General features: G+C 40.8%; 25 protein-coding genes. 8 read left to right on the plus strand and 17 right to left on the minus strand.

From position 1 onward, the window contains the following. Positions 1 to 552: 552 nt before the first annotated feature. The 8 genes from map to QZ407_RS04490 all read right to left on the minus strand — a co-directional run bounded on the left by map (position 553) and on the right by QZ407_RS04490 (position 8,017). Positions 553 to 1,320: a type I methionyl aminopeptidase gene (gene map, locus QZ407_RS04455; protein ID WP_295768001.1), complete on the minus strand. Its 768-nt coding sequence runs from the start codon at positions 1,318 to 1,320 to the stop codon at positions 553 to 555. 242 nt (positions 1,321 to 1,562) lie between these two features. Further along, complete coding sequence (locus tag QZ407_RS04460) at positions 1,563 to 1,835, minus strand: UBP-type zinc finger domain-containing protein (RefSeq protein WP_295768003.1); 273 nt, start codon at positions 1,833 to 1,835, stop codon at positions 1,563 to 1,565. Positions 1,836 to 1,846: 11 nt separating this feature from the next. Further along, positions 1,847 to 2,878 (minus strand): hypothetical protein, encoded by a 1,032-nt coding sequence (locus tag QZ407_RS04465; protein ID WP_295768005.1) that lies wholly within the window; start codon positions 2,876 to 2,878, stop codon positions 1,847 to 1,849. A gap of 5 nt (positions 2,879 to 2,883) precedes the next feature. Next, positions 2,884 to 4,593, minus strand: coding sequence for a glycosyltransferase family 39 protein (locus tag QZ407_RS04470; RefSeq protein WP_295768007.1), 1,710 nt, complete (start codon positions 4,591 to 4,593; stop codon positions 2,884 to 2,886). Positions 4,594 to 4,686: 93 nt separating this feature from the next. After that, a complete protein-coding gene (locus QZ407_RS04475; protein WP_295768009.1) occupies positions 4,687 to 6,357 on the minus strand; it encodes a M1 family metallopeptidase in 1,671 nt (556 codons plus the stop codon). A 96-nt stretch (positions 6,358 to 6,453) separates the two neighbouring features. Then, positions 6,454 to 6,921: an SRPBCC family protein gene (locus tag QZ407_RS04480; protein WP_295768012.1), complete on the minus strand. Its 468-nt coding sequence runs from the start codon at positions 6,919 to 6,921 to the stop codon at positions 6,454 to 6,456. Between the two features lie 17 nt (positions 6,922 to 6,938). Further along, the gene (locus tag QZ407_RS04485; RefSeq protein WP_295768013.1) at positions 6,939 to 7,469 is read right to left on the minus strand and encodes a TlpA disulfide reductase family protein; all 531 of its coding nucleotides are present in this window, start codon (positions 7,467 to 7,469) and stop codon (positions 6,939 to 6,941) included. 74 nt (positions 7,470 to 7,543) lie between these two features. Then, positions 7,544 to 8,017: a ribonuclease H-like YkuK family protein gene (locus tag QZ407_RS04490; RefSeq protein WP_295768015.1), complete on the minus strand. Its 474-nt coding sequence runs from the start codon at positions 8,015 to 8,017 to the stop codon at positions 7,544 to 7,546. A 234-nt stretch (positions 8,018 to 8,251) separates the two neighbouring features. Between QZ407_RS04490 and QZ407_RS04495 the strand changes: the two genes are divergently transcribed. Both QZ407_RS04495 and QZ407_RS04500 read left to right on the plus strand, forming a co-directional pair. After that, positions 8,252 to 10,300 carry a M13 family metallopeptidase gene (locus QZ407_RS04495; protein ID WP_295768017.1) on the plus strand — a complete coding sequence of 683 codons (2,049 nt, stop codon included), beginning with the start codon at positions 8,252 to 8,254 and terminating at the stop codon, positions 10,298 to 10,300. Between the two features lie 159 nt (positions 10,301 to 10,459). Then, a complete protein-coding gene (locus QZ407_RS04500) occupies positions 10,460 to 10,612 on the plus strand; it encodes a hypothetical protein (RefSeq protein WP_295768019.1) in 153 nt (50 codons plus the stop codon). A gap of 79 nt (positions 10,613 to 10,691) precedes the next feature. Here the strand turns inward: QZ407_RS04500 and QZ407_RS04505 are convergent, their stop codons facing one another. After that, on the minus strand, positions 10,692 to 13,835 hold the full coding sequence (locus tag QZ407_RS04505; protein ID WP_295768022.1) for a DUF2723 domain-containing protein: 3,144 nt from the start codon (positions 13,833 to 13,835) through the stop codon (positions 10,692 to 10,694). Between the two features lie 457 nt (positions 13,836 to 14,292). On the opposite strand from QZ407_RS04505, the gene QZ407_RS04510 reads away from it, so the two are divergent. Both QZ407_RS04510 and QZ407_RS04515 read left to right on the plus strand, forming a co-directional pair. Continuing rightward, positions 14,293 to 15,237, plus strand: coding sequence for a ribose-phosphate pyrophosphokinase (locus QZ407_RS04510; RefSeq protein ID WP_157539973.1), 945 nt, complete (start codon positions 14,293 to 14,295; stop codon positions 15,235 to 15,237). 114 nt (positions 15,238 to 15,351) lie between these two features. Next, positions 15,352 to 15,930, plus strand: coding sequence for a 50S ribosomal protein L25/general stress protein Ctc (locus QZ407_RS04515; protein WP_295768025.1), 579 nt, complete (start codon positions 15,352 to 15,354; stop codon positions 15,928 to 15,930). Between the two features lie 282 nt (positions 15,931 to 16,212). On the opposite strand, the gene QZ407_RS04520 is transcribed toward QZ407_RS04515, so the two are convergent. The 4 genes from QZ407_RS04520 to QZ407_RS04535 all read right to left on the minus strand — a co-directional run bounded on the left by QZ407_RS04520 (position 16,213) and on the right by QZ407_RS04535 (position 18,939). After that, positions 16,213 to 16,875, minus strand: coding sequence for a phosphatidylserine decarboxylase family protein (locus tag QZ407_RS04520; RefSeq protein ID WP_295768026.1), 663 nt, complete (start codon positions 16,873 to 16,875; stop codon positions 16,213 to 16,215). Between the two features lie 95 nt (positions 16,876 to 16,970). Further along, on the minus strand, positions 16,971 to 17,795 hold the full coding sequence (locus tag QZ407_RS04525; RefSeq protein ID WP_295768028.1) for a phosphatidate cytidylyltransferase: 825 nt from the start codon (positions 17,793 to 17,795) through the stop codon (positions 16,971 to 16,973). After that, positions 17,792 to 18,004, minus strand: coding sequence for a DUF2007 domain-containing protein (locus tag QZ407_RS04530; RefSeq protein ID WP_157539969.1), 213 nt, complete (start codon positions 18,002 to 18,004; stop codon positions 17,792 to 17,794). Before QZ407_RS04530 ends, QZ407_RS04525 begins: the two co-directional genes overlap by 4 nt. Next, positions 18,004 to 18,939 (minus strand): CPBP family intramembrane glutamic endopeptidase, encoded by a 936-nt coding sequence (locus tag QZ407_RS04535; RefSeq protein WP_295768031.1) that lies wholly within the window; start codon positions 18,937 to 18,939, stop codon positions 18,004 to 18,006. Before QZ407_RS04535 ends, QZ407_RS04530 begins: the two co-directional genes overlap by 1 nt. 46 nt (positions 18,940 to 18,985) lie before the next feature. Here QZ407_RS04535 and dusB point away from each other — a divergent pair, with 46 nt between their 5' ends. Next, positions 18,986 to 19,978, plus strand: a complete 993-nt coding sequence (gene dusB / locus QZ407_RS04540) for a tRNA dihydrouridine synthase DusB (RefSeq protein WP_295768033.1) — start codon at positions 18,986 to 18,988, stop codon at positions 19,976 to 19,978. A 33-nt stretch (positions 19,979 to 20,011) separates the two neighbouring features. Further along, the gene (gene apaG / locus QZ407_RS04545; protein WP_295768035.1) at positions 20,012 to 20,401 is read left to right on the plus strand and encodes a Co2+/Mg2+ efflux protein ApaG; all 390 of its coding nucleotides are present in this window, start codon (positions 20,012 to 20,014) and stop codon (positions 20,399 to 20,401) included. A gap of 14 nt (positions 20,402 to 20,415) precedes the next feature. On the opposite strand, the gene QZ407_RS04550 is transcribed toward apaG, so the two are convergent. After that, entirely contained in the window at positions 20,416 to 22,275 is a 1,860-nt protein-coding gene (locus QZ407_RS04550) for a mechanosensitive ion channel domain-containing protein (RefSeq protein ID WP_295768037.1), read from the minus strand. 170 nt (positions 22,276 to 22,445) lie between these two features. On the opposite strand from QZ407_RS04550, the gene QZ407_RS04555 reads away from it, so the two are divergent. Then, complete coding sequence (locus tag QZ407_RS04555) at positions 22,446 to 22,802, plus strand: hypothetical protein (protein WP_295768039.1); 357 nt, start codon at positions 22,446 to 22,448, stop codon at positions 22,800 to 22,802. Positions 22,803 to 23,141: 339 nt separating this feature from the next. Here the strand turns inward: QZ407_RS04555 and QZ407_RS04560 are convergent, their stop codons facing one another. The 3 genes from QZ407_RS04560 to QZ407_RS04570 form a co-directional block, all read right to left on the minus strand. After that, positions 23,142 to 23,879 (minus strand): zinc metallopeptidase, encoded by a 738-nt coding sequence (locus QZ407_RS04560; protein WP_295768041.1) that lies wholly within the window; start codon positions 23,877 to 23,879, stop codon positions 23,142 to 23,144. Between the two features lie 314 nt (positions 23,880 to 24,193). Next, positions 24,194 to 25,495, minus strand: coding sequence for a UDP-N-acetylmuramoyl-tripeptide--D-alanyl-D-alanine ligase (murF, locus tag QZ407_RS04565; protein ID WP_295768043.1), 1,302 nt, complete (start codon positions 25,493 to 25,495; stop codon positions 24,194 to 24,196). Positions 25,496 to 25,538: 43 nt separating this feature from the next. Then, positions 25,539 to 26,165, minus strand: coding sequence for a LysE family transporter (locus QZ407_RS04570; protein ID WP_295768045.1), 627 nt, complete (start codon positions 26,163 to 26,165; stop codon positions 25,539 to 25,541). A 100-nt stretch (positions 26,166 to 26,265) separates the two neighbouring features. Here QZ407_RS04570 and QZ407_RS04575 point away from each other — a divergent pair, with 100 nt between their 5' ends. Continuing rightward, entirely contained in the window at positions 26,266 to 26,793 is a 528-nt protein-coding gene (locus QZ407_RS04575) for an ABC transporter substrate-binding protein (RefSeq protein WP_295768047.1), read from the plus strand. The last annotated feature ends 65 nt before the right edge of the window (positions 26,794 to 26,858 follow it).

The following is a 26,858-nucleotide window of genomic DNA, read 5'->3' on the forward strand; positions in this document are numbered from 1 at the left end:
TCTACAAAATTTAACACCTAAAAGGGAACGCAGGTTTGAGCAAATGCTATTTAGATTTATTCTGAATAGTTGAATTTGAGTGAGATAGAGCCGGAGTTAAAAAGTTTATAATTGCTTGTATGTGATTATAATTGAACAGTTAAGGTGTTTTTAATTATAACTTATTTGCTCAAGGCTTTTATATGTCCTTAGGGCTGTAGCAAAGACATTTGCGAAATATGTTTGTGTCTTATTTTACTCCACTAATAATTCAATCAGCAAATTTCCTAATAACTTATTTTGGGCGTTGCCTGCGGCCCGGGCTATCCGCTACAAGTCCTCACTCCGCTACGCTGCGTTGCGGGTTTTACGCTACTATCCCTAACGCAAGCTGCAACTGAACCTGAACTTTAAAAATCCATGAGATGTGCAAAAATTTGATACATATACCACCTTGTCATTTCGAGTATAACAAGAAATCCTCTTTTAACTGATAAACATTGCTCCAGTAACAAGATGGCTTACTATCTTTCAATATGACAAGGTATTGAGTAGTAAACCCTGTAAGCTGATCTAATCCCAAATGCCGTTGGCTTCGGTTAATATTACAGGTTTGTCGCCGGTAACAATGATGGTATGTTCGTGCTGGGCAACAAAGCCGCCTTTGTTTCCAAACAGGGTCCAGTCGTCGCCTTCAACTGATGCTGCAATGGTTGATTTTGTAGATATAAAGGTTTCAATAGCCACAACGCTGTTTTTGCGGAAGCGTGTGGTATTAAAGCGGTCGTAACAGTTCAGTATATCATGCGGCTCTTCGTGTAAACTGTAACCTATGCCGTGTCCTGCAAGGTTTTTAATAACGGTTAACCCACGTTTTGCGGCCTGTGTTTCAATTAGTTTGCCAATGTCGGCTATTTTAACACCGCCCTTAATTTGGCTAATGGCTAATTGTAATATCTCTTTGGATGCCTCAACAAGTGCCTGATGATTGTTAATGTCTTCCCCCAAAACAAAGGAGCCACCGTTATCGCCCCAAAAGCCGTTCAACTCGGCCGATACATCGATGTTGATTAAATCGCCCTCTTTCAAAATAATATCTGCCGATGGTTTGCCGTGTGCAACCGCATTATTTACGCTGATGCAGGTATGTCCAGGAAAACCGTAAGTAAGTTTAGGTGCCGATTTTGCACCCATTTCTTCAAGCATCTTACCGCCAAATTCATCCAGCTCCAATGTGCTCATACCTGCTTTGCAATGCTCACGCATGGCCTTTAAAACCATAGCCACACATTCACTTATTTTTTGCATTCCGGCTAATTCAGCATCAGATGATATAGACATAATTATAGTTTCTTAATAAATATATACGGGTTAGCAATAAGGTTTGTTGTTTGGGGCGCAAAGATACAGGTTTAATGTGACCATTATATGTGAAATGAAAATCCCCGCTAAGATGCATTAATTCGAGCTTTAATCATCTTCTCATTTCGAGACACAAGAAATATTGATAGAAGCGAATATGCTTTGCAACATGAGCAAAATTTCTCTCTATTGTTCAAAATGCAGGAAGATAAAAGTTAAGATTAATACTCCCTCATCATTTCGTGCTCATAGCACCACAACCAACGTTCATCCGGCTCGGCCGATGCCATTACGGGGTGGCCGCTACGGTAGTGATGCCTGGTCATGTGTTTTTGGGGGGATGAATCGCAGCAAAGCGTTACGCCACAGGTTTGGCAGGTACGCAGGTGCAACCATGTGCCGTTTTGCTTAACACATTCTTCGCATACATATTGGTCACCAATTTTGACTTCGTTAATGTCGGTAAGGTGCTCGCACAAGGTTTCTTCCGCCATGTTAAATATCTTTAGTTGTCGTCTTTAAAATTAAATAATTTTTTACGGCCTAAATCATACGTTATCCTGAACGCCTGCTGGCTGTCACCCAGTTGACCGGGCGACTGGTGAAGGCTTAGCACAAACTGCCCTTTAATGTGCTTAAACAAAAACGGCGTATAAATAATATCTAAACGGTTATAAATTTTCTTGCGGTAAAAAGCATCGCCATAAGTAACATCATGGCCCTGGCCTTTATAAAACTCATCAAAAATGGCTATACGGTGGTAGCTTGCATATAAGCTGGCTACAAAACCTAAAGGTTTTTGAAAGCCGCTAACACTACGCGTACGTTCTAACGATAGCATACCACCGGCCTCAACCGCGAGCGAATCAAACATGGTTTTCTTGCCAAAGTTATATCCTAAACGTATTTGAGCGGCGCCATTGTCGCGTATATGATCGCCCGGGATAGACACCGCCGGCCCGGCATCATGCAACAACATAAAGTAATGCGATAAGTAGAAAGGCCCGTTAGGGTTTGGCAGGTATTTACCTGCCAGGCCAAACAGAAACTGCTCACGGTCTGTAGGAGTTTGACGGCTGGTCCAGTCGAGCCAGAGGGTTTCGTAACCGTACTCAGTTTGATAGCGGGTTAACAAACCCTCTACGTTGGGGCGGTAGTACATCAGCGTATCGTTCAATATAGCACGTGGGTAATTACTAAGTAAGTCTTTACGCGGAAACATACCGGCATTAAACAACCATTTATGGCTTTCAAATTTGTAATATGCCACCGGGTCTACCTTTAAAAAGTAAGGTTTTGCTCCAAACTCATGAATGCCGTTTATACCAATAATGATATGGTTAAGGCTATCTATATTTAACCCAAAATCAATTGCGGTACGCATGCCCGAATAGGTGCGCGAGCGTTCGGTGAACGCTTTATACTCACGGTTGTCTAAGAAACCAAGACCGCTTACGTTAACATCAACGCTATGCTGTGCCCTTGCGGTAATAGCGGCTGTTAAAAAGAAAATAATTAAGTAGAACTTTTTTATCATAAAGTTTATTGAACGGTAAAGTTGATTGCGCGACTGTTGCGCCCTCCGTTAAAAGGTGTGGTACGTATAGAGAAAATCAATTCGTATTTGCCCTTTTTTAGCGGCGCTTTAGCCGCAAAGGTATAATTTGCTGTTTGATGAGGTGTAATGGTAATGCCATTAAAGTTTGAGCCGGCGGTTTCAAAAATACCATCATCGCCCTGGTAAAAGCACGCTAGTAGTTCTACTTTACTGTAAGCATTATTAGCAAAGCTTAACTGCCGGTTATACGGATTTGATATTTGCAGTTTGAAATTAATTACCTGACCAGGATGTGCCGTAATCTTGTAACTGTCTGTTTTGATATCTACTTTTTGATAGGTACGCACCTTATCAACCCAAAAACCTACCCAGATATCTTTACCTGTTTTTATGCTGTCGGTTTCAGCTCCGTTTAGTTGGATAGGGCCTGTATAAAAAGCACGTTTGTTTTGCATGCTGTCTTCAATTGGCCACAGGTCAAATTGTGTGCGGCGGTAGTTTGATGCATCGTAAGAGAAACCTTTAAGACTATGGGTGTAATAGTTATACTTGGAGGCCGATTGAAAACCTACCGGCATAATAACATAGGCATTGCCCACTTTGTGCTTAATTTGTTGCGCCCAGGTGTCGTATCCAAAGTACGTTTCCAAAAAAGCCAATTTTTTTATTGCCGGAAATCCCGGTATAAGTATCAGCCTGAAAGCAATAACCAACGCAGCATTGGCAATTGCCAGTTTATAAAGCCAGTGTGGTATTTGAGGTACACTTGCCAGCCTGATAAGTACCAGTAAAATTAAGGGTACAAAACCTATCAGCGTCCAGTGTGGTTGCACATTGCCTTTAATGGTATTAAACCAAAAAAATATAAAAATACCTGCACTGTTAAACGTTAAACAGCGGGTAAATGCATCAACAGGTTTTTTGCTGAAACCATAGTAAAATAAAAACCAGCCGATAAGTGGCCCCGCAATAAGCAGTTGGCCAGGTATAAATTCAAATGTACGTGATACCCTATAAACGTCAGAAGAGCGTTCAAACAGGTGATAGTTTACTGATGGATAATTATGATTTACCTGCCATAAAATATGCGGCAAGTATAGTAGTGCAGCTACTACAGGTATACAATAAAACGATGACCTGGTAAATAGTTTAGGGTTAGCCACCAGTGTAAGCAGCAGTACCAATACCCCGTGGTATTTGCTGTAAAGCATCAACACAATAACTATGGATAGTATCAATGCATATACAAAGTTGTTTTTCTCAAGGTACTGCAGGTAAACGTAGTAAAACAAGATAGTGAATAGCAGTAAGGGCGCATCGGGCGTGGTAATAAACCCATAAATATGGAATGCAAGCAAGCCCGATATTAAAAGCATGAACCAACGTGCATCGGTTTGGTACCGCTTAGCAATTAACCAAAGTAGATAAACCGAAACTGTACTCGCGATAACCGTAAGCATCCGTAAGCCCAATTCTGTTTTAATGAGGCTGTCGCCCACTCTGATAAAGAGCGCCACCATTGGCGGGTGGTCATAATAACCCCAGTCTAAAAAACGGGAGTATATCCAGTAGTAAGCCTCATCGGGGTGAACGCCCAGCGTTGCTGCCTGCAGTGTGTTGAGTAAAGTCCATCCGGCTAAAAAAAACAGGATATAGCGGTTGGCCTGGGCGTTACTAAGGGTAGTTTTAAACATACTGATAGGCAGATGCTGCAAAGGTAGCTAATTTGTAGTCTACTTATTGCTCACCGCCGGTCAAACTTATTACTTAAGCCACGCTAGTGGCTGTTAGTTATTTGTCAGGCCGTTAACTTTAATGTAATAGTCAAAGGTGTCAATTTCCAGATTCTCCTTAGTTAACCCCGGAAAGTTCACCGGTGCATACTCGTTGTTCAATTTTACAAAATAGAGTTCACCGCCCTTTTTGCCAAGCTTTACGGGTACGTTGAAATTTTTAACGTCGGTTGTCCACTTAGCATAAATTTTATCGTTTTCAAATTTCAGGTCGAGGATTGGAATATCTTTATAGCGCAGGTACTGGTCAAAAACAGGGGCAAGGTTAATACCGGCTTCTTTGCTCATATAATTTTCAATTTGAGCCGTAGTAACCGTTTGATGGTAGAAGGTTTTATTTAACCCACGTAATATGGCACGCCATTTATCATCGTTATTAACCAAAGTGCGTATGAGGCCCAGCATATTGGCTCCCTTAGGGTACATATCGCCCGAACCCTCTTTGTTTACATTGTACGGACCAATAATGGGTATATCATTTTGGATAATTTTGCGCAGGCCCTGTAAGTACTGCAAACCGGCCTGTTTGCCCGAGTAGGTTTCAATAAAAAGCGATTCAGAATAATTGGTAAAGCTTTCATGCACCCACATATCGGCAATATCTTTAGAGGTGATATTGTTACCAAACCACTCATGACCACTTTCATGTACTATTATAAAATCCCAGGTAAGGCCAAGACCGGTGCCCGATAGGTCGCGCCCTAAATAACCATTGCGGTATCGGTTGCCATAGGCCACAGCGCTTTGATGCTCCATGCCCAGGTGCGGCGTTTCAACCAGCTTGTAACCATCTTCGTACCATGGGTATGGGCCAAACCAATATTCAAATGATTTAAGCATCCGTTTAACATCGCGGCCAAATTGTTTTTCGGCAGCTTGCTGATGATAAGGCAGCACCCAGTAATCAATAGTGAGTTTGCCTTTTTCACCGGCGTAGCTATCTTCCATATGGGTGTAGTTGGCAATATTAGCGGCAACATCATAGTTGTTTATGGGGTTAGCAACAAACCAATCAAAGCGGGTGTAGCCGTCGGCAAGTTCTGTTACTTTACGTAAACGTCCGTTTGATACATCCTTTAAACCCTTGGGTACGCTGATGCTTATTAGCATACTATCAACCTCATCACTTTGATGATCTTTAGTAGGCCACCAAATGCTTGCACCGGCACCCTGGCATGCAGTAGCTACGTATGGTTTGCCCAATGAATCAAAAGTATAAACAACGCCCCCATCCCAAGGCGCTCGTTTGGCTATAGTTGGATTGCCCGAATAGTAAACAGTGAACTCCTCCTTACTGCCCTTGGTTACAATTTTGGGGAACGTTATAAATACCGCTGCAGCCTCGCGGGTAAAGGGCAGCTCTTTGCCTTGGTATTCTACCTTTTCAACCTTAAGGTTAGCATATAAGTCAAATTGCAGTTTATTGAAGTTTTGGGTAGCCGTAAACTTAAAAAGGTTACTACCGCTTATAAACTTCTTGTCTATGTCAAACTTAACATCGAGGTGATAGTAGTTGATATCATAAGCAGTACGCAATGGTGTAAGCATTCCCCGTAATGAATCGGCACGTGTATACGTTTCTTTTTTTTGCATTAATTGCGCCGAGGCAGTTAAGGTGGCAAACAGTATGAGAGCTAAAGGCAGAACGTTAAAACGGAGTTTCATTTGCGCGAAGATTTATTAAGCAAATAAACAAAAACAATGACATAAAAAAAGGAGGTACCTGGGTTTGTACCTCCTTTTTAATTAGCTCAACTTCAGCTAAGCTTTACCAAACATTTTTTCGATAGCTTTTGTGCGGTAGTTAAATATTTCCTCAATTTTATTTTTGACCAGTACCCGGTTTGCTATTAACCCGGCCGGGCCATATCCAATGGCGTAATTTAATATATCCGTCATCTGTACGCCTCCGTCAACTTCTTTAAAGTGATGCTGATGATGCCATAGGGCGTAAGGGCCAAAGCGTTGCTCATCTACAAAGTAAACCTTGTCTTGCACGTGCGTAATTTCGGTCATCCAGTTTAGCTTAATGCCAAACAGGGGCGATACTTTGTAAGTAATGATCATACCCGGATACATTTTAGTATCGGGCGTGTAAGGCGATGTAACAATAAACTTCATCGAAGAAGGGGTGATTTTTTCGAGGTTTAATGGCGACGAAAAGAAGTCCCAAGCTTCATTCAAACTAATGGGCATAAATTGCTCCCAGCGGCGTTCATAAGTTTTCACATAACCACAACCGTAAATTACGGTAATGGTTTTTTTAAACGGCTGTCTAACAGTGTCAGCAGCTCACTGAAATCTTTATCTGAATATCCAATCGACTGGTAGATGATTTTGCCGTCCTCGTCCAAAATTACATTGCGGGGTATTGATTGCGTTGCAAACAAGCTGAATATGGCACGGCTTTCATCGGGTAAAATATTGAAAGTGTATTTGTTGCTCTCTTTAAACGGAAGTACTTTCTCCCAGCCTTCCTGCCGGGCAAATGCCATTAAAGCAAACTTAGGATTGTCTTTATATTTTTCCCATATTTCTTTTTGCACCCGCGGAAATTCCTGCCTGCATGGCGGGCACCAAGTAGCAAAAAAGTTTAACATTACTATTTTGCCCTTGTAATCATTAATAGATGCTGTTTTGTCTTTTTTTAGTTTAAACTCAAAAGCTGGAACCTGCTGCCCAATTTTGGTTAGGGTGGTTGCATCTGTTGCAGCGTCCTGAGCTTTGGAAACAAAAGCTGTCATTCCTAAAACAAGGAACATTAAAATGTTTTTCATAAGTGAATTCAATTATTCAATCAACTAAAATAGTTAAAAGTACACTAGATTAGTAGATTTAATTTAAATGAGCGCTATTGCACCATTTTGTTAGCGCAATACGAACTGGCAAAGGCCTCGGGTTTGGCTTTAAATACAAAGCCCATGCTCAGTATATAACCCATGGCCTCGTGCAGCGCCTGGTTTGATTTAAACATAGGGTTGGTGTTAATATCGGCATGCACTTCTAAATCAACATCGTACAAATCAAGTAAGTCGCACAGGTGGTAGGCAATGTCAATTGATTTTTGAACCTCATTTAACATTCGCTCTTTGATGCTCATTTTTTTGGTGGTGCGCTCCTGATGTATGAACATAAAGCCACCGCGCTGCTCCCTCAAAAATACAATTACGGTAGCAAAGTCGGTTATCTCACCTTTCACCTGCGAGTCTGTACCAATGCAAACCTTAAGTTTGTTGCCAAGTGCGCTTTCGCGCTCAATGGCGTGCTCAACTTCTTCAATAATGGGTGTGCGCAGTACTTCACCGCTAAATTTTCTCCAGGTCATAAAATTTACGTTAGGTTAAAAATTTATTGATGACCTTTTTAGGGTCTATAAAAATAAGCGATACATATTCATATAAACGTAACGTATGTGTGATTTATTTGTTAACATTTAGTTGGTTATCAACAAATTGTGTGCGTGGTGTGGTGGCTTGACAACATCCACAGCTATATAGATTACTAAACAACTATTGTTTTATTGTAAGAGGTTATTCATCTTTAATGAAACTTTAACTTTATGAAAATAAATAAATGGTTAATACTGGCTGCGCCTACACTGGCCGTAGCTGCCTGCAATCAACAGCCTAAGGATAAATCGGCAGAGGTGCCAAAGCGTACCGTGTTTTTTGATAAATCGGCCATGGATACAACCGTAAACCCAGGCGATAACTTTTTTGAATATGCCAGTGGCTCGTGGCTTAAAAAAACTAAAATCCCGGAAAGCCAATCGGGCTGGGGTTCGTTTTTTACTTTGTATGATGACAACCTCAAAAATTTAAACAAAATTTTGGTTGACATATCTAAGCAGGAGCACGATAAGGGAAGCAATGAGCAAAAGGTAGCTGATATGTATGCCAGTGGTATGGATACAGTGGCTATAGAAAAATTAGGCTACACACCTTTAAAGCCAACCCTTGATAAGATTAAAAGCATAAAAGATTATAAAGAGCTAACCGCTTTTATGGCCGACAGCTATAAAGAGGGTGGAGGCTATATGATGGGCCTTTATGTTGGCCCCGATGATAAAAACAGCACCAAAAACTTAGCTCAATTTTCGCAGGCAGGCTTAGGTATGCCCAACCGCGATTACTACTTTAAAACCGACTCGGCATCAGTTAGTATACGTAAAGCTTATGTAGATTACATAACCAAAATGTTTACGCTTACAGGTACAGATGCTGCTACTGCTGCAAAAAATGCCGGTGACATATTAAAACTTGAAACTGAAATAGCTCAATCACATTCAACTCCGGTTGAACTGCGCGACCCTGTAAAAAACTATCATAAGTATACGGTAAATCAATTACAGCAGCAGGTACCCGAAATTGATATTAAAGATGTTTTCAAACGCATGGGTTTTAGTACCGATACTATATTGGTTGGCCAGCCCAAATATTATGTAGCATTGGGTAAGCTACTAAAAACACAACCTATTGAGGTTTGGAAAAACAAATTAAGCTTTATGGCTTTAAACAGCTGGTCTACTTATTTAAGCAAGCCATTCAGAGACGCAAGGTTTGACTTTTTTGGCCGTAAGCTTAACGGGCAAAAATCACAGCAGGAGCGTTGGAAAGCTATTGTTCAGGAAACTGACGACGATTTAGGTGAACTGCTTGGCCAGTTATATGTAGAGAGGTACTTTCCTGCGGATGCTAAAAAGCGTATGCTTGGTTTGGTGAATAACCTACAGGATGTTTACCGCGACCGCATACAAAAGCTTGACTGGATGGGTGATGAAACAAAGAAGAAAGCGGAAGATAAGCTGAACTCTTTTACTAAGAAAATAGGATACCCTGATAAGTGGAAAAAGTATGATGATGTAGATATTAACCGGGGAGAGTTTTTTAAAAACGTGCAGGCGGCAGCTAAACATAACTACAAGGAAAAAATTGACCGGATCAACAAAACTGTTGATAAAACAGAGTGGGGTATGACGCCGCCAACAGTTAATGCTTATTACAACCCAAGCTTTAACGAAATCGTTTTCCCGGCTGGTATACTGCAGTTCCCGTTCTTTGATAAAGATGCTGATGATGCGATCAATTATGGCGCCATTGGAGCCGTAATTGGCCATGAAATGACCCACGGTTTTGATGATCAGGGCAGCCAGTATGATAAAGACGGAAATCTTAAAGTTTGGTGGACCAAAAATGATGAAACTAAATTTAAGGCAAAAACTGCCGCCATTGCCACTCAATATAGCGCTTACACAATTTTAGATAATCAGCATGTAAATGGTAACCTTACCTTAGGTGAAAACATTGCTGATAACGGTGGTGTGGCTATAGCTTACCAGGCATTTAAAAATACCCCTCAAGGCAAGGGGAATACCAAAATAGATGGTTTAACGCCTGATCAGCGCTTCTTTTTAGCTTACGCACAAGTATGGCGCATTAAAAGCCGCGACGAATCATTAAGAATGCGATTAAGCGTTGACCCGCACTCGCCTGAAATGTACCGCGTAAATGGTCCGTTGAGTAATATTGATGCATGGTACAAAGCATTCAACATTAAACCGGGCGATAAGCTTTATAAGCCTGAGGACAAGAGGATAAAAATATGGTAGTTCATTATTTTTAAACTATTGGTCTTTTATGCACGTATAATAAAGCAGCCAGAAATTATTCCGGCTGCTTTGGTTATAAGATAGTTTTAAATGGCGCTAATCATTAGTTACTATGCTTTACTCTTTACTAGCAGATTATAGTAACGAATGTAAGAAGTAATGAAAAATAGAAGTCTTTGCGTAGCGATAAGCTGCTTTTTGCTGCTGAGCAGCTGCTCATTGTTTAACCGCAACCCTAACACGGCTCAACGAGGTAAGCGTTTTCCGCATGATAGTGATAAGCCTAAACAAGAGAAGAAGGAAAAGCAATGATGATAAATGAATTGCAAATTATATAAACAAAAAACGCCGGGAATATCCCCGGCGTTTTTTGTTTATATAATTTATAGTTTTACTGGCCTCCCAGTACATTGCCAAACTTGCTTTCGTAACCTTTAAAGCGGGCTGCAAGCGTTTTATTCAGCGCTGTTTCATGATAGGTTTCAGTTAACTGCATCAAGCCGTTAAGCATGTACATGCCTAACTGTATATCGCGTTGGCTAAGCTGTCCGTTGCTGTTTTGCAGCACGTTGTAGTTATAGTCAAGCGAGTTTTTAATAAAGTCATCTAACTGGTTAGTCCATTTGTTGGCTAATTGGGTTTGCCCTAGTTGATACGCATTCTGAACCAAGTAAAACTTGCGTAACGCAATTTCTCCAAATTGAATATTATCAGGCATTACCTCTTCGTAGCGTTTCAATGCTTTTATGGCCAAATCGTTGTGTCCTTCTTTTTGAAGGTTAGCTATCATGCTGTTGAATTGCTTTTGTATAATTGGGAAGAACATGGTAACTGATTCATGATCCAGGTATTTAGCCGTTTTCATGTTACCCCACTTGTACTTGGTCATCATGTTATTGTACATAATCAGGGTATTAGTTGGCTCAGGTGCGTTAGCGGCGGTATCAGGCTTAAGTGGTTGCAGGTGATATGCAAAACCTTCGTCATGCATGTACTTGTCAAGTCCCATCATATTCTCGTTACCAACGGTTATCGCAAAGTAAATTGGGCGTTTCCAATTATTATGCGCCAATAAATCTATCAGGGCAAGGTTATCTTTAGTAACATAGTTTGAATTGAACTTCCACTCCATGGCAGGCACTATCTGATCTTTTTGGTTAGCCGGAACAGTACCTGACTTAATTACCTGATCGGCATCAATAGTAAGCTTGAATTGTTTAGTAGGTAAATAATTCATGCGGGTGCCGCTGTCATATTCAACCATTGCTTCAGGTTTGTCTGATGTTATGAAGTCAAAAACTTCCTTCAATTCTACAGTGTCTTTAATATCCATTTGATCGCTGTAGTAAATGATATCACGTATACCTGCTGCAAATTTTTCATTAGGCATGCTTAACGGCAGCGGCTCCGAATCATTCATTTTTTGCTTCATCTGGCGTATATACCAGTCGGTACCTAATAGGCTCAGGTTCACAATGCGCACATCAGGCCTTACACCTTCTACCTCTTGTGCATACCATAATGGGTAAGTGTCGTTATCACCATAGGTAAATAAAATAGCGTTAGGTGCACATGAGTTAAGATAGTTACAAGCCATATCATGCGGCGTCATTTTGGTTGATCTGTCATGATCATCCCACTCTTGGAAAGCCATTAAAACAGGCACGGCCAGTAAACAAACCGTAGTGGCTATAATTCCTGCTGTTTTGCGGTTTAACGCTTTGCTAATCAAATCGGCAACAAACAAAACGCCTAAGCCAATCCATATAGCAAAAACATAAAACGAACCTACGTAAGCGTAGTCGCGTTCGCGGGGTTGCAATGGGTTTTGGTTAAGGTATAATACAATGGCTAAACCGGTAAAGAAGAATAGCACGGCCACAACACCGGCATCGCGTTTGCCATTGGTGAAGTGATAAATTAAGCCCAATACGCCCAAAATAAACGGAAGCGCATATAAACGGTTATAAGCCTTACTTTCGGTAACGCTGTAAGGTAGTTGCTTGCCAAAGTTAAGGCCGCTCGTCCAGTTACCATCTAATCCGTTGCTGTCATTCTGGCCATCCATATCGTTACTGCGGCCCCAAAAGTTCCACAAAAAGTAACGGTTATACATTTGCTGTATTTGCCAGCTAAAGAAGAAGCCCAGGTTGTGCTTCATGGTTGGAGTCTCCTCCGGACTCATTTGCAGCCAGTCGCGGTAAAAGCCGGCCTTACGGGCATCAGAGTCAAATATGCGTGGAAACAGAGTATTGTGATCGTATTTTGTTTTAAGCTTTTTACCTGCAACTTCGTATTTGGTAGCACCACGGCGGTAAATGGTAGCACCATCAGTTTGCTCAACGGGCTTACCATCAAAATACTGACCATATAACAAAGGTGTTTCGCCGTACTGATCACGGTTGAGATAGCTATTAAGTGCAAAGGCATCCTGCGGATCACTGTTATTTAAGTTGGTGCCTGCTTTTGCTCTAACCACAATCATTACAAAAGAGCTGTAGCCTAACAGTATGAACACGGTACATATAAGTACCATATTTAACGAGTAACGCTTTTCGCGTACTTTTAAAACGTACTCTAAAATTGCTAATACAACGCCTGCAGCAATAAAGCCTGCTATGCCCCCGCTTATGGTAAGTGCTATAACAAAACAGGCAACGGCAGTAATAAGGGCAGCAAACGATGTAGTTACAGAGTAGAAAATACCTGCAATAAGCGTTGCAATGACTAACAGGTAGAATATGATTGCCCCGCTGTTGAAGCTGAAACCAAACTGGTTTACAAACAATAAATCGGCGTAAGCTGCACCTTTAACGGTGTATTGAATAAGGCCCCATAGTACTAAACCTAATACAACTATACCAATAACAAATGCCCATATGATACCTGCGGTTGTAACGTTTTTTGCCCTGCGGAAGTAAAATATAAGTGCAATAACCGGAATAACCAATAAGTTCAACAAGTGAACGCCTATTGATAAACCCATAATGTAGGCTATGAAAATTATCCAGCGGTCAGCATACGGCTCATCTGCGTGTGCATCAAACTTTAAAATTGCCCAAAACACAATTGCGGTACATAATGATGATTGTGCATACACCTCTGACTCTACGGCCGAAAACCAAAAAGTATCTGAAAATGTATAAGCCAGCGCGCCAACCAGGCCTGCTCCAATAATGAGTATGGTATTGGTAGTGTTCAGGTCTTCGGCTTTCTTTACCAAAATCTTTTTGGCAAGCATGGTAATGCTCCAAAACAGAAATAGTATGGTAGCAGCACTTGACAGGGCCGAGGCCATGTTGGTCCAGTAAGCTACCTTAGTAACATCACCAAATGATAGCAGCGAAAATGCTTTGCCAATCATGGTAAACAGGGGTGCACCTGGTTGGTGAGCTACCTGCAAGCGATATATACAGGCAATAAACTCGCCGCAATCCCAAAAACTGGTTGATGGTTCAAGCGTGAGCGTATAGGTAACGGCAGCAATTAAAAAGGTAAGCCAACCGAACAGGTTATTGGTTTTGGTAAAGTTCATATTCAAATTATCAGAATTTGAGTTACTGTTTAAGCCGACGAAATTAAGAAAACTATGCACACCTTGGGTTAATTAGTTGTGCTTTAACATAATTTTAACAGCTTAAACGCACTACTGAGCCGATTGAGAAAAATTTTTTTAAAAAATATTTGCGCCTTCAAAAAAACGCCTTACATTTGCATTCGATTTCGGAAGAGGATAACAATTTCGAAAGAGGATTGTCCGATAGTATAAAGGTAGTACGACGGTTTTTGGTACCGTTTGTCTTGGTTCGAATCCAGGTCGGACAACACGAAGAAAATCGAATTTTGGAATACCGAAATTCGATTTTTTTCATTTTAAGTCGTTGTTATTTGTCTTTGCTACAATTAATACTGTTGGCGGGCAAAGTATCCCGGCTCAATTTTGTGATAATAACATCAGGCAAAAACCTGATAAAATCCGAAATAACAATAAAATGCCTTTACAATTCAATCCGGTTAAATTGTTTGCAGGTTCGGGCACAACCGATCTGGCTGAAAAAATTGCCAAGGTTTATGGCCGCGAATTAGGCGATTTGACGTTATCGCGCTTTAGCGATGGTGAGTTTCAGCCGTACATCAATGAGTCGGTTCGCGGTTGCGATGTGTTTTTCATCCAATCAACCAATCCTCCAACTGATAATTTAATGGAATTGCTTATGATGGTTGATGCTGCACGCAGGGCATCGGCACATTATGTAACAGCTGTTATTCCGTATTTTGGTTTAGCTCGTCAGGATCGTAAAGATAAACCACGTGTTGCTATTGGTGCTAAACTGGCTGCCAATTTGCTGACTGCAGCAGGTGTTAACCGTGTAATGACCATGGATTTGCACGCGGCGCAGATACAAGGCTTTTTTGACATACCTGTAGATCACTTAGATGCTTCAATCATTTTTGTGCCTTACATAAAAAGCCTAAACCTGCCTAACCTTACTATTGCATCGCCTGATATGGGCGGCTCTTACCGTGCACGTACCTTCGCCAAGTTTTTTAACGCCGAGGTTGTAATTTGTGATAAGCGCCGTAAGCGTGCCAATGAAATTGAAAGCATGAGTGTTATTGGCGATGTAACCGGTCAAGACATAGTGCTTATTGATGACATTTGTGATACCGCCGGTACTTTAGCTAAAGCTGCAGGTTTAATTATGGAGCGTGGCGCTAACAGTGTTCGTGCGGTGTGTACACACCCATTGTTATCTGGCAAAGCTTACGAAACAATTGAAAATTCGGCTTTAACAGAGCTTATTGTTACTGATACTATTCCGCTTAAGCAGGAGTGCAGTAAAATTAAAGTATTGTCAACAGCAGAGTTATTTGGTAAAGCCATTGCTAACGTAAACGAGCATGGTTCAATAAGCCAGTTGTTTAAAATAGACTAATTTAAGTGGCTTGTTTATGGTAATAACCCATAAACGGTAACTAAAATATAAAGAACTATGGTTCATGGTTAACAGGCTATGAGCTTTATAGAACAAACAATTTAAATTAAAAAAATGAAATCATTTGCTATTAGCGGTTCTCTTAGAGAGAACGTAGGGAAACGCGATGCTAAAGAGCTACGTTACCAGGGATTAGTGCCTGCAGTATTGTACGGTGGCGCAACTCAAACTCACTTTTCTGTTTCGGCTGCCGAAATTAAAAGTGTAATTTTTACTCACGAAGTTCAGTTTATTGATTTAGATATTGCTGGTACTAAAGCTCAGGCTATTATCAAGGATCTGCAGTTTCACCCATTAACTGGCGAAACGTTGCACATCGACTTTTTACAACTTGACGAGGCTAAACCAGTAACTATCGAAATTCCAATTCGTTTAACCGGTACTTCACCTGGTGTTAAAATGGGTGGTAAATTAGTTCAAAAGCTACGTAAATTACGTATTAAAGCTTTACCTAAAGATCACTTAGATACCATTGAAGTAAGCATCGAAGGTTTAGAAGTTGGTAAATCAGTTCGTGTTCGCGATATTCAAGTTGAAAACTTAACTATCACTAACACTCCTGAAGATACTATTTTATCAATCACTACTTCACGTGCTCTTCGTCAGGCTGAGCAAGAAGCAAGAGGTAAATAAGCTCATTCATCAATTTTAAATTAAAGCAGCCGTTGGACCATAAATTCAACGGCTGCTTTGTTTTTACACGCCTTGTAAGTAAACTGTTCCAATTCCCGCTTAAAGCTGTTATTTAAAAGGCGACTTGCTCATCTTGAAGTTTTTATAGCCAGAATATTTGATGATGCGATGGCAGGAGCCGCCTTGCTACAATACTGGCGCAAATAACCAAAATACCTTATAAAGCAAAAGCGGCTGGCTTTTAAGTGCCAACCGCTTCTGGTATTATATATTATTGAATGTTTAAGCTTGCAGCTCAGCTAATACGGTACGGCCGCCTTTAACCTTATCGCCAAGGTTTACGTTAATTTTGGTGCCCAGAGGTAAAAATATATCTACGCGTGAGCCAAATTTGATAAAGCCAAATTGTTCGCCTTGCTCAACCTGTTGTCCTTCTTTAACGTACCATACAATGCGGCGTGCCAAAGCACCTGCAATTTGCCTGAACAGTACTGTTACACCCGTTTTGCTTTCAATAGCAATAGTGGTACGCTCATTTTCTGTTGATGATTTTGGGTGCCATGCCACTAGGTATTTACCCGGGTGATATTTAAAGTAAGATACTACACCGGCAATAGGATTACGGTTTACGTGCACGTTAACCGGCGACATAAATACAGATACCTGGATGCGTTTATCTTTCAAAAACTCAGGCTCATCAACTTCTTCAATTACCACTACTTTACCATCGGCAGGGCAAATAACATGCTCATCATGCGTGGTAACAGCAAATTTAGGGCTGCGGAAAAACTGTAGAATAATAACAAACAGTAAAAACGATATTATATAAATAAACCATTTAAGCACCGCTGCTTCGGGGTAGTAAAAATGTACCAGCGCATTCAATACAAAAATGAACAAAATGCACAGGGCCATGGAAGTGTATCCTTCTTTATGAAAAGTCATGATGTGATGCTATTTTATATAAGTTAGCAAAATTAGTAAATAGGTCTGTTTGCCCAATAATATTTATAATAAAAGCGAATAGTTAGCGGCCGTGCTTAATTGAATATAAAATACAGATAAGCAAATACAATTGGAGCTGCCATAAATAAGCCGTCAAACCTATCAAGCAAGCCGCCATGGCCCGGCAATAAGCCACCGCTATCTTTAACGTTAATACTGCGCTTAAACATCGATTCAACCAAATCTCCAAGGGTTCCAACTATGCTTATTAAAATAGCTACTGATATCCACTGCCTCCAGGCTAGCTCCTTAAAGTAAATACTTAAAACGTAACCGGCTACGGCGCTTATAATAATCCCTCCAATAAAACCTTCCCAGGTTTTTTTAGGGGAATGGCGCTCAAAAAGCTTAGTGCGGCCAAACTGCCTGCCAACAAGGTAAGCACCAGTATCATTAGCCCACAGCATAAGCAAAAAGCCCATAGGTATGTGGCTGCTAAACCCACTATTAGTTACAAAGCCCAGCGCATGAAAAAATGCAAAGGGAAGCACCGTAAGTATAATTCCCAAAAACGTGTAGGCAATATTTTCAAACGGCTTATTGGTGTTGCGGTACAACTCCTGTATGAATATAGCCATCATAGCGGGTACGAGTAAAAATACCAGCTTATGTATAGTTTGAGCCTCGGGGTATACATCCCAATGAAATAATGCCGCAAATGCTGCATAGGTGTAAACGCCGTTAATTAGGCCTGTTGCAGTGTTTGGCGATGAACCGCTTTGTTTTATAAGACCATAAAACTCCTGTAAACATAAAACAGCAAGTATGCCGTAAAATACCGAAAATACTGCCGCTCCTGCAAAAAAGGAGCCCAGCATTACAATCACAAAAAAGAAGCCTGTTATAGCACGAGTTTTCATAAGGTTATTTGGTTCATTACCATCAGTTCAATGGCCTGGCTAAAATTCTCTTCGTGTATGTACACTTCAATATTGCCAAAATTTTGATGAGATGATGCCTGCCTGTTAAGCAATACAGCGCCAATTTCATGTTCCAACAGCACTTGCTTTATAATTTCAGCTTGGTAGTAGTTAGAAGAAGAGTAAATCTTGACCCAGTTTTTTTCCATTAAACGCTGTCGGCAATTGTTTTGCGGTTAGCTACCCTGCGGTAGCCCAGCAGCAAAGTTAAGGTAAAAGCAGCACTTAAAACTGGTAAAAAGTAATTAAACGCATGCTGTGCATCGGGGTTTATATCAATTTTTTTGTGCTGATATAGGTAGGTAAGCACAACCGCAGTTCCATTGTTTAAAAAATGGCCCCATACAGCCGGCCATATACTACCGCTCCATACCGTAAAATAGCCAAACAAAACACCGAGCATCAAGCGGGGTAGAAAACCATAAAACTCCATATGAAAGGCACTGAATAGTGCGGCGGTTATCCAAACTGCCCAGTGTATGCTATTGGTCCACTGTAAAAAAATGGTTTGCAAACACCCTCTGAACATCAGTTCCTCGGCTATTGCTGTTACAAGTGCAACCAGCATGAGGGCTTTAAACATGTCTGCCAGTGTATCCATTTTAAGTAGTACAGCTGTTACCTTTTGTGCGCTATCCTCAGCGCGGCGCAGTGCGTTTTCCAGTCCTTTTAAAAACTCAGGAAGAACCATTTTGCGATTGAAGGTAATAAGTGTTTCCATAAAGGGCATACTTACCACCATGGTAGCCAAAACTATTAACATAAGCACGGAAGGGAATTTTACCGATACTTTAAGATAATTTGACGGCTGGCGTGTAAGTAGTTTTGCAAATACTATGGGTATAAGTAAAATGGGTATGGTGGTGCCTGCAACCTGCAATATCCACAGGTTTTGAGTAACAATGGGTGAGGTTAAATCTAGGCTCACAAATTCCATAAGGCTGTTTGCGCCATATTTGCCTGCTATATAAGCCAGGGCTATAACATTGCCCAGCAGTAATAAGGCTATAGTTACTCCAATAAAAGCAGCAAATTGAAGTGCCGGGCCAAATTCCTGCTCGTAATATGGTTTTTTGCTGATCATACAGTTGTTGCAAATTATGTACTTTTGCAGTTGTTAAAGATAGGGCATGTCTGTACAAATAGGAAATATTGATTTAGGAGAGTTCCCGCTGCTGCTGGCACCAATGGAGGATGTGAGCGATCCGCCGTTCCGTTATGTATGTAAGCAAAACGGGGCCGATATGATGTATACTGAATTCATATCATCTGAGGGGTTAATACGCGATGCTGCCAAAAGCCGTAAAAAGCTGGACATATTTGATTATGAAAGGCCTATAGGTATTCAAATATTTGGCAGCGATATCAATAGCATGCGCGAAGCTACCGAAATATCAACCCAGGCAGGCCCTGATTTGATGGATATTAATTACGGATGCCCGGTAAAAAATGTAGCCTGCCGTGGTGCAGGTGCAAGCCTTTTGCAGGATATTGATAAAATGGTGGCCATGACCAAAGCTGTTGTTGAGGCAACGCATTTGCCGGTTACGGTAAAAACGCGTTTAGGTTGGGATGATAACACCAAAAACGTTTATGAGGTTGCCGAACGCCTGCAAGATGTAGGTATTAAGGCTTTAACTATACACGGCCGTACACGCGCTCAAATGTACAAGGGCGTGGCTGATTGGTCGCTCATACGCGATATTAAAAAGAACCCGCGCATCAAAATTCCTATTTTTGGTAACGGTGACATTGATTCGCCCGAAAAAGCGGCAAACTGGCGGCTTGAATACGGAGTTGATGGCATGATGATAGGCCGTGCAGCTATTGGCTACCCTTGGATTTTCAGAGAAGTGAAGCACTTTTTTGAAACGGGTACGCACCTTGAAGGCCCAACAATAACCGAGCGTGTTGACGTTTGCAAAACCCACTTACAAAAGTCAATTGAGTGGAAAGGCCCTAAAACCGGGGTTTTTGAAATGCGGAGACACTATTCAAACTATTTTAAAGGTCTCGAAAATTTTAAAGAATTCAGAACCAGGCTGGTGAGTACTGAAAATATAGATGAGCTTTTTGAAATACTTGAACAAATTACCAATCGTTACACTCACGAACTGGCGTGATTATTGATTTACAAGTTTTTTAACCTTAAACATATGGCAACAACTATTATTACAGATGGGGTTAAAGTTTCGGTTGAAACACAATATCAACCCGAATACTCAAACCCGGCGAATGAGCATTTCATGTTTGCCTACAAAATTCATATCGAAAATTTAAGCGATTATACCATTCAGCTTATGCGCCGTCATTGGAGCATATTTGATTCAAATGGTACTCACCGCGAGGTTGAGGGTGAAGGTGTTGTAGGTTTGCAACCGGTAATTGAACCGGGTGAATCGCATGAATATATATCTGGCTGTAACCTTAAAACTGATATGGGCAGCATGAAAGGCGAGTACCAAATGCTGCGTTTGTTAGATAATACCGTTTTTGACGCGCAGATTCCTGAATTTTACCTCATCGCACCGTTCAAAATGAATTAAGGTGTCACAAACGCTTACCTGTTTATTTTAAAGCCTGGGGGAACGTAGTCTTTAGGCAAATATTCAGGCGGCGTAGTGGTTGCATTACCATCTCTCACGGCATGGTAGGTTGGCGACAACAATTCAATTCCCGCCTCATTAAATGTATCTTGCAGGTTTTTATACAGTTCTGAATATATCAGGGCTTGTTTGCTTGCGTGTTTGGTGTAGCCATTTATCTGGTAAGCTACGCTGAAATCATCAAAATTTGTTTGTAGAACAAAAGGTTCAGGTTCATGCTCAATCATGGGAGTGGCTTTTGCTGCCGCTATGAGCAATTCATGCACCTTGCGCCAGGGCACATCATAGCCAACAGTAACGGTTTTATAGATGATAAGTCCTTTGTCTGCCGTTTCAACTGTGAAATTCACGGTATGGTTATTCATCACCATTGAATTTGGTATGGAAATAACCTCGTTTTTTATGGTGCGTATTCTTGTTACCAGCAATGATTTTTCAATGATGTCTCCTGTAGCATCTCCAATTTTCACACGATCACCAATTTTAAAAGCCCGCATATAGGTTAACACCAGGCCTGCTACCACATTGCTCAAAGCACCTGCCGAACCGAATGTGAAAAGAACGCCCACGAACACCGAAACACCCTTAAATATAGGCGATTCGGACCCAGGCATATAAGGAAATATAACAATTAACATAAACGCCAGCACCAGTATGCGTATAATTTGAAATGTAGGGTTTGCCCAGTCTGTATAAAAGCCAGGTATGCGCAATACGCCACGTTCAATTTCATCCTTAATAAAACGTAAAAAACGTATAATATACCTGAACACCAAAACCAATACAATGATGGTAATGAGGTTTGGAATGTAATTCCAAATAGCTACCAGGATTCCTTTTACGGGAGTAGTGAAGTAGCTTAACAGCTTCACCGAGTAGTCTTTAGTCCAGGGGAAAATGCCGAATAAAATAGGTAAAGCAAGGTAGATGATGATAATTACAAATACCCATTTTACCAAGGTTGCAACAATATTTAAAACATATACCGACCGGTCTGCCGTTAGCAACTCATAGTTTTTAATACGCAGCCCTTTTATAAGATGGTCTTTTTGCGCAGCTATTTTCTGTTGTATCCAATTGAATATGCGTTGCAGAAAGTATATGATAAGCAGGGCAACAACTATCACCAAAAGTGCCAGTCCGGCTTCTTTAAGTAATGTGTCCCAACTGGTTTCATTTTGGTAGTTGATGATTGCCTTAGCTATTACATCTTTATATTGCATAGCCAATACCGAGCGCTTTTTTTCGGCCCACAAGGCATCTATTTCGGCAATACTCATTATAAGCATTTTGCCATACTGCAAGTCAATGGTTTGTTCTGCCTCAGTAATTTTTAGTGAGTCGGCAGCAAAAAGATGATCATGACTAATGGTTTCCAGGCGGTCAATTATTGCAGCGGCACGGTCTGAAGCCGAAAAGCTGCCTTGGCGGTTATAGATAGTGAACAAGGTATCCTTAAAGAATATAACTGGATAACCCTTTACAAATCTACGTAACGAGTCTACCTGTCGCTTCTGCTTTGCAGCTCTTACTGAATCCTGACTTCTAAGTTCGACTAGTTCGCGCTGTAAGGCCGACTTGCGTGTGTTATCAGATGACTTGAGCATACTTATTTGTATTTCAAGAGCTTCTTTCTTTAATGAATCGGCAACGTGCTCGGCCTGTAATTGCTGTAATCTGTTTAGTTGCGCACCTAAAACCTTGTTATTAATAGTATCTGTAGTTTGTTGTTTTTTACCTGCAGTGTCTTGTGCTTTGCTTTGGCATATAAGCAAACTAAAAGTTACGGCTAATAATAAAGTACTGATGCGCATAATAGAGGGTTGGTTTATTGATAACCAAAAGTAAAGGATAGTGTTTAAAAGTGCATGGTTAAGCAATGGTTGAATTTGCAGTTCACAATTTTAACAGGAACAAAACTTGCAATTGATGTTAGAACCGGGCAACGCTCCAAAATAACTCCTGGTACATTAATTAATTATTTATGATCAAGTTTAAATTTTTTTCCGATCCTAAGATCACCAAGAAAGACACCGGCGATTTGCAGGCGCTAAATGTTTTGTTTAACTATCAAGCTACTGACCTTGAAGTATTAGATAAGACACAGGAAATTTTAGAGCGGGTAGTGTCATTTCGTAACGCTGGAAAATACGATGGCTATGAACTCAGTAAAAATGGTGAAAGTGGTGTTTTCTTTTTCAAAGCACAAAGCAGTGAAAACTTATACAAAATGATACTTCCTGTATTAAAGGATATTCCATTTTTGAAAGGGGCCGAAGTGCAGTTGCAAACTCATTCAAGCCAGGATAATGAGAATTTAGTAAAAACATTCGTTATATAGCTTTTGACGTAATAAATGTCTTTACAGTTTGATCTGTCGAGGTTAATTTTAGGTTAAAATATTTTAACAATCCTAGTTGCGATTTTGTTAAATATAGTTTGGCATAGTTTCAGATTACGGTCACAAAGCAAAATGGATTGTAAAGCTTAAGCGGCCCGTTTTTATCATTATTAAGCTTAACAAAACTTTACAAACGTGAAAAATTTTGCCTGGAATGTAGCGCTTTGGGTAAGAAAGTTCCATCCAGTTTGCCACTTTTAACATCATTCGCAATCGGAGATTTGGTTATTACACGAAAAAAGGCTAACCACTTGGTTAGCCTTCATTTGTTTTATTTAATTAATCTCTGCGGCTGTTGAGTATTTGCAGATAGTAAAGCAGCGTTGCCAGGGAGCTTAGTGCTGCAACCACATACGTCATGGCTGCCCACCAAAGCGCATCTTTCGCTTCTGAATGTTCCTGGCGGGTTTGCATTACCGTGTAGTTATTTTCTAACCATGCTAAAGCACGTCTGCTGGCGTCAAACTCTACCGGCAAAGTTATAAAGCTAAATACGGTTACAACGCCCAATGCAATAACACCTATGAACAGTACGGTAGGACTGTTTGAAAAAATCATCAGCATAACACCAATCATTAAGGTCCATTGTACAAGGTTTGAAGCAAACTGCACCATTGGCACCAGCGCCGAACGTAACCTTAACCAACTGTAAGCTTTAGCGTGCTGAACAGCGTGCCCGCATTCGTGTGCTGCTACGGCTGCCGCTGCCACACTACGGCTGTGGTAAACATCAGGACTTAAGTTAACGGTACGGTTTTCAGGATTATAGTGGTCAGTTAGCTGGCCTTCAACCGACATAATTTGTACGTTGGTTATACCGTGATCGCGCAACATGCGCTCAGCCACTTCGGCACCCGACATACCCGACGATAGCGGAATCTCGCCATACTCCTTAAACTTGCTTTTAAAACGCCATTGAACAATTAAACTTATTATGGCTATGGCTATCATTAGCAGCCAGCCTGAATTAAATCCGCCAGCACCAATGTAGCCCAAAATCATATTCAAATTCATCATAATCTTTCCTATATACCTGTATACAATCAAAAAGCATTCCGCTTAGCGTTCATGCAATTAACCATATAATAATGTACAAATAGCTGTCAAATGTTCAGTAAGGCGTGTAAATGTGTCGCGAATTCTTAAAAAATTCTAATAAGATGTAGCACTCGACCGAGTGATTGCGTACGGTATTTAACTCACCATTTTGGCAGGGTAACTCGTGTAAACTTTATCACAGGATGCAGCGCTTAGGTGTACGCTTATTCCGATTATTCAAGTGTAAAGCCGGTGAACATAAGGGGTTGTGTTTGCCGGCACATGAGTAAGCACTATAAATATTGAACAAGTTGTTCAAGTGCCATGCCTCTTGAGCCTTTTAGCAAAACTGTTGAGTTAGTTATTTGATCAGCTTTGAGTGCCTGCATAGCTTCATCTGCGGTTTCGTAAAAGTTGCCTGATCCGGCGTTGTGTTTTAAAAACTCCTTACCAATAAAAATATGCTTATCTGCATTTACTGCTAAAGCAAGGTTTACAATGGCTTTATGTTCTGCGTATGCTTCGTCACCCATTTCAAACATATCACCCAAAATCATTACCTTATTGCCGGCCTCAAGGTTGTTTAAATTGGCAATTGCAACGGCCATACTGCTTGGGTTAGCATTGTAGTAGTCACATATTAGCGTATTGGTAGCAGTATTAAGAATTTGAGAACGGTTATTTTTTGGTTGATAACCTTCGATGCCATCGTTAATTTGAGTTTCGGATAGCTCAAAGTAATTGCCAATGCAAATGGCCGCTAAAATATTATCAAAGTTGTATTCGCCGGTAAGTTGAGAGGTAATGTAATGCTCTGTTAAGTTGCTGGCGGTTGCCCATTGCAACTTAAGGTATGGCGCATTGCCGGTAAGGTTACCGTGCACTGCCGCAGTTGCCGATTGCCCATAGTAAACCACATTTTCAAGCTCGCGTGATTGCTGCATTTGCATTAAATCGGTACTGCTACTGTTTACAAAAGCAACACCATTGGTGGCTTTGAGGTAATCATACAATTCGCCTTTGCCTATTTTAACACCTTCAACACCGCCAAAACCTTCAAGGTGGGCTTTGCCAACGTTAGTAATCAAACCGTGCGTAGGCTGGGCTATGGTACACAAGAAGCCAATTTCTTTTTGATGATTAGCGCCCATTTCAATAACTGCCATTTGATGATTGTTGTTAATGCTCAAAATGGTAAGCGGAACGCCAATATGGTTATTTAAATTGCCTTGCGTAGCCAGCGTTTTAAATTGTTGTGACAGTACAGCGTTAATAAGCTCCTTAGTGGTAGTTTTACCGTTAGTGCCTGTAAGCCCAATTACAGGTATTTGCAATTGCTTGCGGTGGTAACGGGCTAAATCCTGCAGCGCGGTTAAAACATCTCCAACCAAGATGAACTGTTCAGATACGCGGTAAGCAGCGTTATCAATAACAGCATAGGCGGCGCCGGTTTCAATTGCTTTTGCAGCAAAGGTATTGGCATCAAACTTATCTCCCTTTAAAGCAAAAAACAAACTGCCTGGCACAATCCTGCGTGTATCAGTACTGATAACAGGGTGCTGTTTATAAAGCTCGTATAATTGTTCGATGACCATAAGGCAAATATAATGGAGAAAAAAATTAAACGGGTGTTGCTAATTAATGTACCTTAAAAAATATAAGGTAAACCTGTTTACCTATATGATAAAGTGCAAGCACAAAAAATAGGGCCGCAATACTTTTATTAATAATTTGTGTGCTTAGCGCAAATTTGCTTTGAATATATTTGGCGAAATGCGCATAAGCATACAGGCACAAAAACGAACCGCAAGCCGAGCCCAGGCTGAATATGCATAGAGCAAACAAACCGGGTAAAATCCATTCATGGGCAAGCAGATATGTGCCAGCTATCATCCAAAACGGTACTTGCATAGGGTTAATAAATCCCATAATAATGCCGTAACGAATGCTTTCACGGTCGGAATACTTAGGTTTGGGTGGTTTGTTACGGTTGAGCCAGGTAATGGTACCCATTATGCTGAACAAAAAAATCATTACCCAGTCAATGATTGTCCCTACCCGGGGCTGCCCGGCCAGCCATTGCGCGGCCTGCATAATAAATAAGGTAAAAAAGAATTCAACGCATGAAAATGCTGTGATAAAGCGCAATGCCTGGCGCATACCACGGTTGATGGTAATTTGCGTAAGGGTTAGATTGATATTGCCCGGCGGAATATAACCTATAAAATTGGCTACCAATCCGAGGATGAACGTCAGGAAAATCATTAGGTCAAAAATAAACCGTTTTTTGAAATTAGAGCGACCAATTTATTTTGAGTTACAAACTAAAATAAACTTTCTTTGCACATAATTTAATAGAGATTGAATGCCCGCTGACAACATTATATCGCTTATTTCCATTACAGACGAATTGGTATTAGAAGAGCTGCAAGAACGCCTGGATATTATTGAGCATAAGTTAAAGTTTATAGATAAGAAACCTACTACGTTATGCCTTGAATGGCTTGACCCGTTAACTGTCGCCGGCAACCTGCTGCCAGAACTGGTTGAAATGGCAGGCGGAACACCTGTGTTGGCAACTTTAGGTATGCCATCATTAGTTGTTGATTGGGATGAAGTTCAGCAGACTGATCCTGATGTTATTATGATAGTAGCTCGCGGCTTATCGGTAGAACAAAGCATGCGCCAAGTTAGCGCTTTGTTACAACAACCCGGTTTTGCCGATTTGCAAGCTGTTAAAAACAAGCGCTTGTATATTGCTGATGGCGAAGCGTATTTTTACCATACGGATGCCGGTTTAGTTGATTCAATTGAAATGCTGGCCGAGATCATTCAACCCAAGCAATTCATTTTTGGTAATGAAGGGGAGGGGTGGATTAAGTTTGAAATGTAAATGGGCAAGCAGTATCATATCAGAAAATATGAGAGCATTGTTTGAAAGTGATGTAATTTTTAGCC

It is taken from the genome of uncultured Mucilaginibacter sp., assembly GCF_913773635.1.
In the GTDB taxonomy this organism is placed as follows: domain Bacteria; phylum Bacteroidota; class Bacteroidia; order Sphingobacteriales; family Sphingobacteriaceae; genus Mucilaginibacter.

Excerpts from the sequence above, each read along its gene's own strand:
- QZ407_RS04460 (WP_295768003.1), bottom strand. The coding sequence starts at position 1,835 with ATGGCGGAAGAAACCTTGTGCGAGCACCTTACCGACATTAACGAAGTC.
- apaG (WP_295768035.1), top strand. The coding sequence starts at position 20,012 with ATGGCAACAACTATTATTACAGATGGGGTTAAAGTTTCGGTTGAAACA.
- QZ407_RS04475 (WP_295768009.1), bottom strand. The coding sequence starts at position 6,357 with ATGAAACTCCGTTTTAACGTTCTGCCTTTAGCTCTCATACTGTTTGCC.
- QZ407_RS04550 (WP_295768037.1), bottom strand. The coding sequence starts at position 22,275 with ATGCGCATCAGTACTTTATTATTAGCCGTAACTTTTAGTTTGCTTATA.
- QZ407_RS04530 (WP_157539969.1), bottom strand. The coding sequence starts at position 18,004 with ATGGAAAAAAACTGGGTCAAGATTTACTCTTCTTCTAACTACTACCAA.
- QZ407_RS04490 (WP_295768015.1), bottom strand. The coding sequence starts at position 8,017 with ATGACCTGGAGAAAATTTAGCGGTGAAGTACTGCGCACACCCATTATT.
- QZ407_RS04465 (WP_295768005.1), bottom strand. The coding sequence starts at position 2,878 with ATGATAAAAAAGTTCTACTTAATTATTTTCTTTTTAACAGCCGCTATT.
- QZ407_RS04470 (WP_295768007.1), bottom strand. The coding sequence starts at position 4,593 with ATGTTTAAAACTACCCTTAGTAACGCCCAGGCCAACCGCTATATCCTG.
- QZ407_RS04570 (WP_295768045.1), bottom strand. The coding sequence starts at position 26,165 with ATGATTTTCCTGACGTTCATCCTCGGATTGGTAGCCAATTTTATAGGT.
- QZ407_RS04575 (WP_295768047.1), top strand. The coding sequence starts at position 26,266 with ATGCCCGCTGACAACATTATATCGCTTATTTCCATTACAGACGAATTG.
- QZ407_RS04505 (WP_295768022.1), bottom strand. The coding sequence starts at position 13,835 with ATGAACTTTACCAAAACCAATAACCTGTTCGGTTGGCTTACCTTTTTA.
- QZ407_RS04525 (WP_295768028.1), bottom strand. The coding sequence starts at position 17,795 with ATGAAAACTCGTGCTATAACAGGCTTCTTTTTTGTGATTGTAATGCTG.
- QZ407_RS04500 (WP_295768019.1), top strand. The coding sequence starts at position 10,460 with ATGAAAAATAGAAGTCTTTGCGTAGCGATAAGCTGCTTTTTGCTGCTG.
- QZ407_RS04485 (WP_295768013.1), bottom strand. The coding sequence starts at position 7,469 with ATGAAAAACATTTTAATGTTCCTTGTTTTAGGAATGACAGCTTTTGTT.
- QZ407_RS04510 (WP_157539973.1), top strand. The coding sequence starts at position 14,293 with ATGCCTTTACAATTCAATCCGGTTAAATTGTTTGCAGGTTCGGGCACA.
- map (WP_295768001.1), bottom strand. The coding sequence starts at position 1,320 with ATGTCTATATCATCTGATGCTGAATTAGCCGGAATGCAAAAAATAAGT.
- QZ407_RS04495 (WP_295768017.1), top strand. The coding sequence starts at position 8,252 with ATGAAAATAAATAAATGGTTAATACTGGCTGCGCCTACACTGGCCGTA.
- murF (WP_295768043.1), bottom strand. The coding sequence starts at position 25,495 with ATGGTCATCGAACAATTATACGAGCTTTATAAACAGCACCCTGTTATC.
- QZ407_RS04555 (WP_295768039.1), top strand. The coding sequence starts at position 22,446 with ATGATCAAGTTTAAATTTTTTTCCGATCCTAAGATCACCAAGAAAGAC.
- dusB (WP_295768033.1), top strand. The coding sequence starts at position 18,986 with ATGTCTGTACAAATAGGAAATATTGATTTAGGAGAGTTCCCGCTGCTG.
- QZ407_RS04560 (WP_295768041.1), bottom strand. The coding sequence starts at position 23,879 with ATGATGAATTTGAATATGATTTTGGGCTACATTGGTGCTGGCGGATTT.
- QZ407_RS04535 (WP_295768031.1), bottom strand. The coding sequence starts at position 18,939 with ATGATCAGCAAAAAACCATATTACGAGCAGGAATTTGGCCCGGCACTT.
- QZ407_RS04515 (WP_295768025.1), top strand. The coding sequence starts at position 15,352 with ATGAAATCATTTGCTATTAGCGGTTCTCTTAGAGAGAACGTAGGGAAA.
- QZ407_RS04520 (WP_295768026.1), bottom strand. The coding sequence starts at position 16,875 with ATGACTTTTCATAAAGAAGGATACACTTCCATGGCCCTGTGCATTTTG.